Source organism: Bradyrhizobium sp. i1.15.2 (assembly GCF_040548425.1).
GTDB lineage: Bacteria > Pseudomonadota > Alphaproteobacteria > Rhizobiales > Xanthobacteraceae > Bradyrhizobium > Bradyrhizobium canariense.
The window spans coordinates 526967-539124 of the sequence record NZ_JBEPRQ010000002.1 but is presented as its reverse complement, the minus strand read 5'-3'; the positions used below and the strand labels follow the sequence as shown (position 1 = coordinate 539124).

Sequence of the window (12158 nt, the reverse complement as noted above, 5' to 3'; positions counted from 1 at the left end):
CCCGACGACGAAACGTTTCCCGGCTGTCTCAACCGTCAACAGCTCGGAGCCCCCGATGTCCACCACCAATGCCGAAGCCGGGATGAGAGACTGGACCGACAAAGCCACCCGAGAACGCCTCGAGAAGGATGTAGCAGCCGTGAAAAGCGATATCGCCGCCCTCACCGATCAGATCACCGACGCGCTCAATACTTTTGCCAACTCCTCCGGCAAGCAGGCCCGCCGCGGCTATCGCCAAGCGCGCGAAAACGTGGATTCCGCGATCGACGACATGTCGGAGCGCGGCAGCGCGATGATGGGCGCGGCACAGGAGGCCTACGGCTCGATCGAGGAGACGCTGGAGGACGCGATCAGCCAGCGGCCGCTCGCGACCGTCGGGCTCGCGCTCGGCATCGGCTTTCTGATCGGCGCGGCCTGGCGCCGCTGAGGTCGCGAATGGGTATCGAGACGGTGGCGCAGCGGCGCCGCCGGCGCCGGCTTGTGGGGATCTGAGGAGCAAGACCATGTTTCAGCGCATCATCGACGGGATCAGCGCATCCACCGGCAGCGCTGTGCGGCTGACCTCGTTGGCGGCAGGCGCGGCGTTCGCGCTCTTCATCACCACCTGCTTCCTGTGCGCAGCGGCGTTCATCTCGGTGCTCGAGAAATATGGTCCGGTGCAGGCCTGCCTTGCCGGTGCAGGCGTTTTCTTTCTCCTGACCCTGACCGCGGCGGTGAGCTATTGGGTCTACAAGCGGCAGCTGCGCAAGCAAGCTTATATCGCGGCCGAGCGCGCCACGAAGTCGGCGGCCTCGAGCATGCTCGCGGACCCCATGCTGCTCGCCACCGGACTCCAGATCGTTCGCGCCATCGGGATCAAGCGGCTGTTGCCGATCCTGGCGATCGGCGGTGTCGCCCTCGGAATCATGGCGAGCCGCGCCGGCGTACCCGACGAGGCCTCGGCCGAACCTGCCGAGTAGCAGCTACGGCGGGTTAGAAAATTTCGTCAGAAGTCCCGCGAACGCATCTATCGAATCGGCACCAGTGGCCCCGCGCCGATTTTGCGCCGTTGCCTGCGCCATCACGCAAACGCTACTCGGATAGGCAGGCGGTTGCCGGTAAAAGCAGCGCCCCTGATTCCAAAAAGCCATTTTTTCGATGAAACCGTCCGTCCAGGCGAACCTCGCCGCATTCCATCACGACCCTCGTCTCTATTTGACGCTCGGCATCGCCAACTGGTCGGTTTTCGTCGACCACATCCCGAACAACGTCGTCAATTTGCTGACGCTGCGCAACTTCGGCTTCAGCGGCGCCGCAGACTTGTTCGTGTTCGTGGTGGGCTATGGCGTCGCGATCATTCACGGCAGGATCGCACTGGAGCGCGGCTACGTGGTCGCGGCGACGCGCATCTTTCGCCGCGTCTGGCGGCTGTATGCCGCTTATGTCGTGCTGTTCGTGATCTATATCGACACCATCGCCTATGTCGCCTCGCAATCGAAGGCGCCCGAGATCATCCACGAATACAACATATCGGGAATTCTCGAGCACCCGCTGCGCATCCTGGTGCGTGGCCTCGTGCTCCAGGAGGAGCCGCTGAATCTCGACCTGTTACAGCTGATGATCCCGCTGATGGCCTTCTTTCCGTTCGCGCTGTGGGGCCTGTTGCGGCGTCCGAACCTGATGCTTGCGGCATCGGTCGCGCTGTACGTTGCGGCGCGCTGGTTCGACTGGAATTTCCGGGTCTATCCGGACCAGGAGTGGACCTTCAACCCGTTCTGCTGGCAGATGCTGATGGTGCTGGGCGGCTGGTTCGCCGTGACCGGTGCGTCGGGCCGCGCGCTGCATGGCCTGTCCTGGCTGCGCGTGCTTGCGGGCGCCTATCTCGTATTCGCAATGGCGATCACGCTGATGCGCCACTCGCCGGCGCTTGCCGCCTACTTGCCGAACATCGTGCTCGACAATATCACGCCGACCGACAAGGAAAACCTCGCACCCTATCGCGTGGTCCACTTCCTCGCGCTCGCTTTCCTCGCGACATATCTCGTCCCGGCCGATCATCCCGCCCTGCAATGGAGACCGTTACGGGCGGTCATCAGATGCGGCGAGGAATGGCTCGCGGTGTTCTGCGTCGGCGTGTTCCTGTCCCTCGCCGGCCATCTCGTCCTGATCACCGGCGCCAATCTGGTGGTGATGCAGATCGCCGTGAGTCTGGCCGGCTTCGCGGCGATGGCCGCGGTCGCATATTACATCGGCTGGTCGAAGCGGCAGGACCTGCCCGCGGCCTTGCGGCAGCAGACCTAACTCGACACCTTCCGATTCCGCTAGGCCGGCCGTCACGGCTGGGCTATGCGGAGCGGCAGCGGATTGCGCGAGGAGGCCGGCGTGGTGATGGCGAATGGCGGGAGTGAGGGAGCCGACAGCGCGCCCCGGCGCGGCCGGCCGAGGTCGATCGAGACCACCAACGCCATTCTCCAAAGCGCCTATGCGCTGATGGCCACCACCGGCCTTGCCGCCACCACCATCGACGCAATCGCGCGCCACTCCAGCGTCTCCAAGATGACGATCTACAAATGGTGGCCGTCCCGCGAAGCCTTGCTGATCGACGCCTTCCTTCACCATGCCGCGCAGATGCTACCGCTGCCGCCTGCAAGCTCGGGCAGCCCCGCCGCGCGCGCACGCCGCCATGCCGCGGCCTACGCCGAAGCGCTCCAGGGCGAGTTCGGCAAGGTCCAGCTCGCCGTCATCTCCGAATGCATCTCCAAGACCGGCTCGGCGGAGCTGTTCTACGCCCGCTACCTGCAATTCCGCCGCGACGCACTGATCGAGATGATCGCCGCAGGCCAGAACGACGGCAGCATTCTGGCGGAAGCGCCGCCCCAGGATCTCTACGACGCGATTTATGGCAGCCTGTTCTACCGCTACGTCTTCGGCATCGCGCCGATCACGCCGGCCTACGCGCGGACTCTGGTTGACCTCGTGCTGCGCCCGAAGAGTTAGGGCGTTTTCCGCGCCGGCCGGATCGGTGCTGACAGCTTGTCGGTGCGGTCGCGCTCGGTCATGTCCTCGACCGTCTCCATCGGCGCGGTCAGCTCGTAGACATAGGAAACGTCGGTGAAATAGCGCTTGGCGGTGCCGCCGAGCGCCTCGGGCGCGACGCGGTCGAGCAGGATCAGGCCGAAATCGGAATCGGGGCGGCGCGTCGCTTCGCTGGTGTTGAACTCCTCCCAGCGGAAATAGAAGACCTCGCCGGCCCCCTCGTTCGTCACCGTCCAATTGGCCGTGATGTGCGGATGCTTGCCGACCAGCGACAGGCCCTCGTCGGAGTGCGAGGCGAGCTCGAAGAACAGCAGCGACAGGCTCTGCGCTGCACGCGCGCTGACTGCGATATCAGGACCGGTGACGGCGATTCGGTCGGCATGCGGGATGGCGCGCGCCTCGAACAGGCCCTTCAGCTTGACCCCCTGCCACTGGCTCTCGCTGAGCAGTGAGACGACGTTGGACATGGCGTGGATGCGGCCGATCAGGAGCTCGCGCGCGACATCGATGTCCGAGCCATGGCGCAGCGTGCGGGTCACGATCGACTGGATCACTGCCAGGATGTTTTTGACCCGGTGGTTGAGCTCGTCGATGACAGCAGTCAACCGGCGCTCGAAGCCGATTCTGACCTGGATTTCCCGGCTGAGCCGCAAATTGTTGTAGGCGACATAGCCGAACAGGCCGCACACCATCGCGGTGATCGCAAAGCCGATCGCCGCCACGATGATCGCAGTCTGCTCGGCGCGGCGCGCCGAATTGGTCTTGGCGTAATAGCCGAGCTGCCAGTCGCGCCCCCCAAAGCTCACCGTGCGCGTCGCCGACGGCGCCGGCCCATCGGCCGCCGTCGTTCGGGCCGAGACGACGCCTTGATCGTTGGCGACGAGTTCGCCACCCTCCCGGCGCGGATCCTTCAGTGCGACTGCGAACAACGACATGTCGTCGTTGGTCAGCATCAGGGAAGAGAGCTCGTAGGAAAATGTGATGAAGCCCGCCGGCTCCGTCGCGCCCTCGGGGATGACGGGAGCGGCCACAATGATGCCGATCGGCCCGCCGCTGCGCAGGAGGGCAACCGGTTCTGAGGCAACCGATCTCTTCTCCACTCTGGCGCGCGCCAGCATGGCGCTGCGCACCTGATCCTGGTCGTAGCTGCGGCCGGGCAGCCCCTTGGTCTCGTTGCTGCGCGGCTCGAGATCCATCAGCACGTCGATCGGCTGGGTGACACCTGCGGGATCGATCGGCTTGTCGTCATAGGTGCGGATTCGCGGATTGGGGAAGCCGGCGCTCGCGATGGCGGCCTGTGCTGCGGCAAGTTCGTTCGGCTTCAGGCGGGCGACCCAGCCCGCCACCACGAAATCGGTCTTGAAGGCGTAGATGGCCGAGCGCAGCGGCTCGAGCATGTTTGGCTTGAGCACCGACGGCGCCCGGAACAGGCCGGAGGCAACCCGCGCGAGCAGTTCGCGCTCGGTGAGCCGGTCCTGGACGAGGCTCGCATGGACGTCGATCGCGCGCGCCAGCGCGATCCGGTCCAGCGCCAGCTCCTGGTCGTGGACGCGATAGGCCGCAAGCCCGGAGAGCAGGGCTCCGAGAAGAGCAATGAAGCCGATGATGAAACCCAGCCGGACCACGCGACTACTCAGGCGAAAGCAGGAGGTCGGCAATAAACACGGAGCATATGGACGCCGCTCGAACGGGCACGTGCCGAAACAGGGTGGACCCCAATGGCCGGGATAATGAAGGAGGAGACATCGGTACGCAACTTGGTCGCCTGAGAAGCTTAAATCGGCCCGCCGCTGGTCCGGCCGGGACGGATTTGCTCCGGGCACCGGAGGTAATCAATTGCCGTGACCGAAATTTGTTCCGTGGACACGGCTCTGCCCATGGCGTTAACGGGGGGAAACGCCTGCGTTAGGTGGTCGCGCCGGTCAGCCGGCCCGTTTCAAGCCGCCTTTGGCCTCAATGAAGCCGATGATGCGGTCCAGCCCCTGGCTCTTCTTCAGGTTGGTCATGACGAACGGCCGCTCGCCGCGCATGCGCCTGGCGTCCGTCTCCATCTTTTCCAGGGAGGCGCCGACATGGGGCGCCAGGTCGATCTTGTTGATGACAAGGAGGTCGGACCGGGTGATGCCGGGGCCGCCCTTGGACGGGATCTTGTCGCCGGCCGCCACGTCGATGACGTAAATGGTGAGATCGGCGAGCTCGGGGGAAAAGGTGGCAGCGAGGTTATCGCCGCCGGATTCGATCAGCACGAGATCGAGCCCGGGAAACTTGGCGCGCATATCCGCCACCGCGGCGAGATTCATCGAGGCGTCCTCGCGGATCGCGGTGTGCGGACAGCCGCCGGTCTCGACCCCGGCAATGCGATCCGGCGTCAGCGAACCCGAGCGCACGAGAAATTCCGCATCCCATTTGGTGTAGATGTCGTTGGTGATCGCCGCGATGTCGTAGCGCTCGCGCATGGTCTTGCAGAGCAGGTCCATCAGCGCGGTCTTGCCCGATCCGACCGGACCGCCGATGCCGACGCGCAAGGGACCGTGAGATGTAGGCATTGAGTCTTTCCTATCGTCGTCCTGGCGAAAGCCAGGACCCATTACCACTGAACCCGATTGTCACGGCACGCTGGAGCCGCATCTGTGCATAGCCACGCGCACTCGTGGTTATGGGTCCTGGCTTTCGCCAGGACGACGGCGGAGAGCAACTCACCCTGCTCATGACCGAAACAGCCGCGTATATTGCGTCTCGTGCCGCAGGCTGGCGAGGTCGGCGCGAAACGTCGCGCCGCCGACATCGTCCAACGTCGCATTCAGCGCACGATGTGCCGTCGTGGCAACCGCGGCTTCCAGCTTCACCAGCACGCGCTGGCTGTCGGTCTGGCCGAGCGGGATGAGCCGGCTGGCCGCGGAAATCCAGTTCGAGACCAACGCATGCAGGAAGGCGTGCAGCGTCGGTGCCAGCGGCACGCCGTGCATCGCGGCGACCACGCCAACGGCAACGGGATAGACCAGTGGCGTGCGGCATGCCGCAACCATGGCATCCAGCCCGTCGGCATCCCACGCTGCGCGGGCCATGTCGATGAAGGCACGGCCCTGCGATGTCGTCTCCAGTTGCCGCTCGCGCGACGGCACGAAGGCCGCGGCGAGCTCGGCGATATCGCTCAAGGTGTCGCCCTCGCCCGCTTCAGTGGCGCGATAGGCGTGGACCAGAAAAATCGCATCGCAGAAGCCCGAGCCATCGCGAAGCATCGCGTCGAGCCAGTCCGCCAGCGACGCGACGTCGGTGATGTCGCCGGCCTCGACCGCCCATTCGATGCCGCTGGAGTAGGAAAAGCCGCCGACGGGAAACGCGGGCGACAGCCAGGTCATCAGCCGGTACAGCGCCGCCGCCTCGCGCTCCGCGAGGTCGCGGGCCGCGACCGGCTCATTTGTGGTCATGAGCATGCTTGTGGCCGTGGTGATGATCGGGGTGATCGCAGTGCTCGTCGTGCTGGTGATCGTGACCGTCGCCATGTGCGGCATGATCATGATGGTGATCATGATGGTGATCATGATGATCATCGTGGCCATGATCGTGATGCGCGTGGTCGTCGTGTCCATGCGCATGACCGGCATCGGCATAGGCGCCGCCCTCGGGATCGAACGGCGCCTCGATCTCGATCACGCGCGCACCGAGGCCCTTCACCATGGCTTCGATGACGTGGTCGCGGCGGATGCGCAGGCCCTTGGCCATGATCTGCGTCGGCAGATGGCGATTGCCGAGATGCCAGCCGACGCGAATAAGGTGGTGCGGATCGTGGCCGCGAATCTCGAGCAACGGCTCGGGCGCGGCGACCACCTCGACCAGTCGGCCGTCCTCCAACACCAGTGCATCGCCGCCGCGCAGGGCGACGGCATTCTCCAGGTCGAGCAGGAACTCGAGCCCCCGCGTTCCCGTCATCGCCATCCGGCGGCGGTGTCGATCGTCGAAATCGAGCACGACCGTATCCGCCGGCGCTTCCGCGAAGCGGTGTTGTCCCCTGACCTGCGTCGCCCGGATCATGCGCTTTTACCCCGTTAGCGTGTCTCGACCTTCTCGGGCGTGATCACTTCGATCTTCGGCGGCGCCGTAAAACACTTCACCGCGACGCGGCCGAACGTCTTCATGTGCTCCATGGCGCGATGCGGCACCAGTGCTTCGGCATTCTCCCACTGCTCGACGAACACCATCTTGGCGGGATCGGTGACGCTCTCATGCAGATCATAGGCGATATTGCCGGGCTCTTTCCGCGTCTCCTTGATGCAGGCGGTGGCAGCTGCAATGAATTCGGCGCGCGTTTCAGGCTTGATGGTCAAGGTGGCGACGACGTAGATCACGAGAAATCCTCCCGGCTTTTCTTCTGGGCTTCAGATACCCGGCGGGACCTTAGACCAGGCGGGATCGAACGCAAAACCCGGAAAAGCTGCCCCCGGATATGCGACCAGGACATGTTCCTGAGACATGCGTTGAGGCGCTATTTCAGTACATGAAATATCGCTGCGCCATCGGCAGCACCTCGGCGGGGGCGCAGGTCAAAAGCTCGCCGTCGGCGCGGACCTCATAGGTCTCCGGATCGACTTCGATATTGGGCGTGGCGTCGTTGTGAATCATGCTCTTCTTCGAGATCCTGCCGCGGGTGTTCTGGACCGCATAGAGCTTCTTGTCGATGCCGAGCTTACGCGCGAGGCCGCCGGTGATCGCGGCCTTCGAGGTGAACACCACTGAGGATGCGGTTATCGCCTTGCCGAAGGCGCCGAACATCGGCTGATAATGCACCGGCTGCGGGGTCGGGATCGAGGCGTTGGGATCGCCCATGGGAGCGGCGACGATCATGCCGCCCTTGACGACACAATCGGGCTTGACGCCGAAGAAGGCCGGCGACCACAGCACGAGATCGGCGAGCTTCCCCTTCTCCACCGAGCCGATCAGCTTCGAAACGCCATGGGCGATCGCGGGATTGATCGTGTATTTGGCGATGTAGCGCTTGACGCGGAAATTGTCGTTGTCCTTGCCCTTATCCTGCGGCAGCGAGCCGCGCTGCTTCTTCATCTTGTCGGCGGTCTGCCAGGTCCGGATGATGACCTCGCCGAGGCGGCCCATGGCCTGGGAGTCCGACGAGATCATCGAGAGCGCGCCGAGATCGTGCAGGATGTCCTCGGCCGCGATGGTCTCCTTGCGGATGCGGCTTTCCGCGAACGCCAGATCTTCCGCGATCGAGGGATCGAGGTGGTGGCACACCATCAGCATGTCCAGATGCTCGTCGATGGTGTTGCGCGTGAAGGGCCGCGTCGGGTTGGTCGAGGACGGCAGCACGTTCTTGAGCCCCGCGACCTTGATGATATCGGGGGCATGACCGCCGCCGGCGCCCTCGGTGTGGAAGGCGTGGATGGTGCGGCCCTTGAAGGCTTTGATGGTATCCTCGACGAAGCCGGATTCGTTCAACGTGTCGGTGTGGATCATCACCTGGATATCGTAGTCGTCGGCGACCGAGAGGCAGGTGTCGATCGCGGCCGGCGTCGTGCCCCAGTCCTCGTGCAGCTTCAGCGCACAGGCCCCGGCCTTGATCATCTCGACCAGCGCGGCGGGCCGCGAGGCGTTGCCCTTGCCAGAGATGCCGAGATTGACCGGGAAGGCGTCGAACGACTGGATCATCCGCCCCATGTGCCACGGCCCCGGCGTGCAGGTCGTGGCGAACGTGCCGTGCGAGGGCCCGGTGCCGCCCCCTAACATCGAGGTGACCCCAGACATCAGCGCGTGCTCGATCTGCTGCGGACAGATGAAGTGGATGTGGCTGTCGAAGCCGCCGGCGGTGAGGATCTTGCCTTCACCCGCGATTACGTCGGTGCCCGGGCCGATGATGATGGTGACACCCGGCTGGATGTCGGGATTGCCGGCCTTGCCGATGCCGGCGATCATGCCGTCCTTGATCGCGACGTCGGCCTTCACGATGCCCCAGTGATCGACGATCAGCGCATTGGTGATGACGGTGTCCGCCGCGCCCTGCTTGTTGGTGACCTGCGACTGACCCATGCCGTCGCGGATCACCTTGCCGCCGCCGAACTTCACCTCCTCGCCGTAGGTGGTGAAATCCTTCTCGACCTCGATGATGAGGTCGGTGTCGGCCAGCCGCACCTTGTCACCGGTGGTCGGGCCAAACATGTCGGCATAGACCGAACGCTTTATTTTGACGGACATCACAAGCCCCGTTTGCGTTTGAATTTTGGACCGGTGCTCACAGCGAGGTCCTCGCTGTGAGCACCGTGTCGTCGAATGTCGTATCGAGCCAAGAGTTGCCGCCCCGGCAACCGGCGACAACCTGCTCGGCCCAGTCGGTGTAGTCGACGAGATCGTCACGTTCCTCGGCCGTCGGATCGGAATGCACGCGCGCGCCGATATTGCTGATCTTGTCGGCGATCTTGATCAGCCTGGCGCCAGCCGATTTCTTCGGTGCGTCGAGCACCTGACGCCGCCGCCGCTCCGGCTTAGGCAGGCTCATATCGTCGGTGCATTCCTCGACAAGCGACGCGACACGGTCGGAGAATTTTTGCGCGAGCTCCTCGCGCGTGGTGTCGGTGTCCTCGATCGCATCGTGCAGCCAGCCTGCGGCAACGAGTTCGGCGTCGGCGCCGTCGGTCGCGGTGGCAAGCAGGTTCGCGACCTCGGCGAGGTGGTTGATGTAGGGCTCATGACCACGGCCCTTGCGCGCCATGCCGTTGTGACGGCGCGCGGCGAGCTCGGCGGCTTCGGAGACGAGGCGGACAGGTGACAGCATGGCAAAGTCCTCCGTTTTCGCCTCAACCATGCCGCGCCACGCTCGTTCCTGTGGATTTCACAGCTTCCCCATCACGTCGCCGCGGAAGCCGTAGATGGTCTTCTTGCCGGCCACCGCGACGAGCTGAACGTCGCGGGTCTGGCCGGGCTCGAAGCGAACGGCGGTGCCGGCGGCGATGTCGAGGCGCATGCCGCGGGCTTTCTTGCGGTCGAACTTCAGCGCCGGGTTGGTCTCGAAGAAATGGTAGTGCGAGCCGACCTGGATCGGGCGGTCACCGGTGTTGGCGACCGTCAGCGTCACGGTCTTGCGGCCGGCATTGAGCTCGATCTCGCCGTCCTGGATGAAGAGTTCGCCGGGAATCATTCTATCCTCCTCGTCATTCCGGGGCCCGCGCAGCGAGAACCCGGAATCTCGATCAACAATCTTTGGATTCCGGGTTCGCCCTTCAGGCGCCCCGGAATGACGAATTCAAAACTACCTGATCGGCTCGTGCACGGTGACGAGCTTAGTGCCGTCCGGAAAGGTCGCCTCGACCTGGATGTCGTGGATCATCTCGGGAATGCCCGGCATCACCTGGTCGCGCGTGAGGACCTGCGCACCCGCTTGCATCAGCTCGGCGACGGTGCGGCCATCCCGCGCGCCTTCGAGGATGAAATCGGAGATGAGCGCGATCGCCTCCGGATGGTTGAGCTTGACGCCGCGATCCAGCCGGCGGCGGGCTACGATCGCCGCCATCGAGATCAGAAGCTTGTCCTTTTCGCGCGGAGACAGGTTCATACGAAATCTCTTCCGTTCACTTCGTCAATTCAGCCAGAGCCGCGGCAGCGCCGCACCGGTGCGCGCCAATACGGCCATCATGTCGCCACGCAGGCGCGCCGCATCTTGGGCACAGAACCGCGCCATTGCAAAGCCATTCCAGGCGGACATCCCGACCTCACCGGCGAAGGATTCCGAGGCCTCGCGGAGACGCTCGATCAGGGCCTCGTCGCCGGGCACGATCAGCGCCGTCCCGATCGCAGCGCCGCCCTTCGCCACCGCCGATCGCGCAAGCTTTGCGCCGATATTGCCGTCGAGCCTGACGGTCTCGGCGAACACTAGCTTGCCGCCGCGACGCAGTCGCCAGCGGTCGACGAACTCGCCCTGCTCCATCCGCTCACCCATCGCGGTACGGCCGAACACCACGATCTCGCACAGCAGGAGCGAGGCAGTCGCATCGAGGTCTATGTCGAAGCGACGGCGCACGCGCGCCCGGTCGAACAGGATCGTCTCCTGCGGCAGCCAGCCGAGATGTGCGCCTGCGGCAACCTTCAGCGCTATATTGAGCTCCGCCGCCTGCCCTGGCGCGCGATAGACCTTTTCCGCGGCCGCCGTCGTCAGCGTCAGCTTCGCACCATCTGCGGCCGCGATTTCGATGTCGAAGCGATCGCCGCCGGCGACGCCGCCGGCCGTGTTGACGAACACGCCGGAGAGCCCCTCGTCCTCCGGCGAAGGGAAGCGCACGCGCAGGGAGCCGGACTCATGCAAGATCCCGCGACGTGTCACACCGTCGCGCGCGTGGACGTCGAAGCGCACCGCTCCGCGGGCACGGTTGGCGTCGAACACCGAAGATGTCGCTAAAACGTCGCTGCGCATCCGCCTCCCCAGCCGGTCGCGGCAGAATGGCCTACAGCGCCATCTGGCGGCTGATTTCGCTCGCGTCGAGATTGGAGCGGTCGCAGGTGAACTTCACCGCGCCGCGATCCATCACCGCAAAACTGTCGCCGAGTTCGCAGGCAAAGTCGAGATATTGTTCGACCAGCACGATGGCGATGTTGCCGAGATTGCGCAGGTACGAGATGGCGCGGCCGATATCCTTGATGATCGAGGGCTGGATGCCCTCCGTCGGCTCGTCGAGCAGCAGCAGCTTTGGCCGCATCACCAGCGCACGCCCGATCGCGAGCTGTTGTTGCTGGCCGCCGGAGAGATCGCCGCCGCGCCGGCCGAGCATGGATTGCAGCACCGGGAACAGCGAATACACGTCGTCCGGAATGTGCTTGTCCTCGCGCCTGAGCGGGCCGAAGCCGGTCTTGAGATTCTCCTCGACCGTCAGAAGTGGGAATATCTCGCGCCCCTGCGGCACGAAGCCGATGCCCTTGCGCGCGCGCTCATAGGGCTTCAGGCCCGTAATATCGTTGCCGTCGAGCACGATCGCGCCCGATGAGATCGGGTACTGCCCGACCATGGCGCGCAAGAGCGAGGTCTTGCCGACGCCGTTGCGCCCGAGCACGCAGGTCACCTTGCCGGGCTCGGCCGCGATCGACACGCCGCGCAGCGCCTGCGCCGCGCCGTAGAACAGGTTGATGTCCTTGACCTCAAGCATCGC

General features: G+C 64.7%; 15 protein-coding genes. 4 read left to right on the top strand and 11 right to left on the bottom strand.

Annotated features, from left to right (window positions below; genetic code table 11):
* The first annotated feature begins 55 nt into the window (after positions 1-55).
* The 4 genes from ABIB80_RS07345 to ABIB80_RS07330 all read left to right on the top strand — a co-directional run bounded on the left by ABIB80_RS07345 (position 56) and on the right by ABIB80_RS07330 (position 2976).
* Positions 56-427 (top strand): ElaB/YgaM/YqjD family protein, encoded by a 372-nt coding sequence (locus ABIB80_RS07345; RefSeq protein ID WP_007599824.1) that lies wholly within the window; start codon positions 56-58, stop codon positions 425-427.
* Positions 428-503: 76 nt separating this feature from the next.
* Positions 504-959 carry a hypothetical protein gene (locus ABIB80_RS07340; protein ID WP_007599822.1) on the top strand — a complete coding sequence of 152 codons (456 nt, stop codon included), beginning with the start codon at positions 504-506 and terminating at the stop codon, positions 957-959.
* A 178-nt stretch (positions 960-1137) separates the two neighbouring features.
* Entirely contained in the window at positions 1138-2280 is a 1143-nt protein-coding gene (locus ABIB80_RS07335) for an OpgC domain-containing protein (protein ID WP_007599820.1), read from the top strand.
* Between the two features lie 87 nt (positions 2281-2367).
* Entirely contained in the window at positions 2368-2976 is a 609-nt protein-coding gene (locus ABIB80_RS07330) for a TetR/AcrR family transcriptional regulator (RefSeq protein WP_198288318.1), read from the top strand.
* Here the strand turns inward: ABIB80_RS07330 and ABIB80_RS07325 are convergent.
* From ABIB80_RS07325 to urtE, 11 genes are all read right to left on the bottom strand, one after another.
* The gene (locus ABIB80_RS07325; protein ID WP_007599818.1) at positions 2973-4640 is read right to left on the bottom strand and encodes a CHASE domain-containing protein; all 1668 of its coding nucleotides are present in this window, start codon (positions 4638-4640) and stop codon (positions 2973-2975) included. The genes ABIB80_RS07330 and ABIB80_RS07325 overlap by 4 nt on opposite strands.
* Before the next feature lie 297 nt (positions 4641-4937).
* Entirely contained in the window at positions 4938-5561 is a 624-nt protein-coding gene (gene ureG / locus ABIB80_RS07320; RefSeq protein WP_007599817.1) for an urease accessory protein UreG, read from the bottom strand.
* A 159-nt stretch (positions 5562-5720) separates the two neighbouring features.
* Positions 5721-6449, bottom strand: a complete 729-nt coding sequence (locus ABIB80_RS07315) for an urease accessory protein UreF (RefSeq protein WP_083869919.1) — start codon at positions 6447-6449, stop codon at positions 5721-5723.
* A complete protein-coding gene (locus ABIB80_RS07310; protein WP_083869916.1) occupies positions 6430-7047 on the bottom strand; it encodes an urease accessory protein UreE in 618 nt (205 codons plus the stop codon). The genes ABIB80_RS07315 and ABIB80_RS07310 overlap by 20 nt, the downstream gene beginning before the upstream one ends.
* A gap of 14 nt (positions 7048-7061) precedes the next feature.
* Positions 7062-7361, bottom strand: coding sequence for a putative quinol monooxygenase (locus ABIB80_RS07305; RefSeq protein ID WP_007599815.1), 300 nt, complete (start codon positions 7359-7361; stop codon positions 7062-7064).
* Positions 7362-7503: 142 nt separating this feature from the next.
* A complete protein-coding gene (gene ureC / locus ABIB80_RS07300; protein WP_007599814.1) occupies positions 7504-9219 on the bottom strand; it encodes an urease subunit alpha in 1716 nt (571 codons plus the stop codon).
* Between the two features lie 37 nt (positions 9220-9256).
* Positions 9257-9796 carry an HD domain-containing protein gene (locus ABIB80_RS07295; RefSeq protein WP_007599813.1) on the bottom strand — a complete coding sequence of 180 codons (540 nt, stop codon included), beginning with the start codon at positions 9794-9796 and terminating at the stop codon, positions 9257-9259.
* Positions 9797-9853: 57 nt separating this feature from the next.
* A complete protein-coding gene (locus ABIB80_RS07290; protein ID WP_007599812.1) occupies positions 9854-10159 on the bottom strand; it encodes an urease subunit beta in 306 nt (101 codons plus the stop codon).
* Positions 10160-10270: 111 nt separating this feature from the next.
* Positions 10271-10573 carry an urease subunit gamma gene (locus ABIB80_RS07285; RefSeq protein WP_007599811.1) on the bottom strand — a complete coding sequence of 101 codons (303 nt, stop codon included), beginning with the start codon at positions 10571-10573 and terminating at the stop codon, positions 10271-10273.
* Positions 10574-10597: 24 nt separating this feature from the next.
* Positions 10598-11428, bottom strand: coding sequence for an urease accessory protein UreD (locus ABIB80_RS07280; protein ID WP_007599808.1), 831 nt, complete (start codon positions 11426-11428; stop codon positions 10598-10600).
* A gap of 31 nt (positions 11429-11459) precedes the next feature.
* A complete protein-coding gene (gene urtE, locus ABIB80_RS07275; RefSeq protein ID WP_007599806.1) occupies positions 11460-12155 on the bottom strand; it encodes an urea ABC transporter ATP-binding subunit UrtE in 696 nt (231 codons plus the stop codon).
* Between the last annotated feature and the right edge of the window lie 3 nt (positions 12156-12158).

Excerpts from the sequence above, each read along its gene's own strand:
- ABIB80_RS07345 (WP_007599824.1), top strand. The coding sequence starts at position 56 with ATGTCCACCACCAATGCCGAAGCCGGGATGAGAGACTGGACCGACAAA.
- ABIB80_RS07340 (WP_007599822.1), top strand. The coding sequence starts at position 504 with ATGTTTCAGCGCATCATCGACGGGATCAGCGCATCCACCGGCAGCGCT.
- ABIB80_RS07335 (WP_007599820.1), top strand. The coding sequence starts at position 1,138 with ATGAAACCGTCCGTCCAGGCGAACCTCGCCGCATTCCATCACGACCCT.
- ABIB80_RS07330 (WP_198288318.1), top strand. The coding sequence starts at position 2,368 with ATGGCGAATGGCGGGAGTGAGGGAGCCGACAGCGCGCCCCGGCGCGGC.
- ureG (WP_007599817.1), bottom strand. The coding sequence starts at position 5,561 with ATGCCTACATCTCACGGTCCCTTGCGCGTCGGCATCGGCGGTCCGGTC.
- ABIB80_RS07315 (WP_083869919.1), bottom strand. The coding sequence starts at position 6,449 with ATGCTCATGACCACAAATGAGCCGGTCGCGGCCCGCGACCTCGCGGAG.
- ABIB80_RS07310 (WP_083869916.1), bottom strand. The coding sequence starts at position 7,047 with ATGATCCGGGCGACGCAGGTCAGGGGACAACACCGCTTCGCGGAAGCG.
- ureC (WP_007599814.1), bottom strand. The coding sequence starts at position 9,219 with ATGTCCGTCAAAATAAAGCGTTCGGTCTATGCCGACATGTTTGGCCCG.
- ABIB80_RS07295 (WP_007599813.1), bottom strand. The coding sequence starts at position 9,796 with ATGCTGTCACCTGTCCGCCTCGTCTCCGAAGCCGCCGAGCTCGCCGCG.
- ABIB80_RS07290 (WP_007599812.1), bottom strand. The coding sequence starts at position 10,159 with ATGATTCCCGGCGAACTCTTCATCCAGGACGGCGAGATCGAGCTCAAT.
- ABIB80_RS07285 (WP_007599811.1), bottom strand. The coding sequence starts at position 10,573 with ATGAACCTGTCTCCGCGCGAAAAGGACAAGCTTCTGATCTCGATGGCG.
- ABIB80_RS07280 (WP_007599808.1), bottom strand. The coding sequence starts at position 11,428 with ATGCGCAGCGACGTTTTAGCGACATCTTCGGTGTTCGACGCCAACCGT.
- urtE (WP_007599806.1), bottom strand. The coding sequence starts at position 12,155 with ATGCTTGAGGTCAAGGACATCAACCTGTTCTACGGCGCGGCGCAGGCG.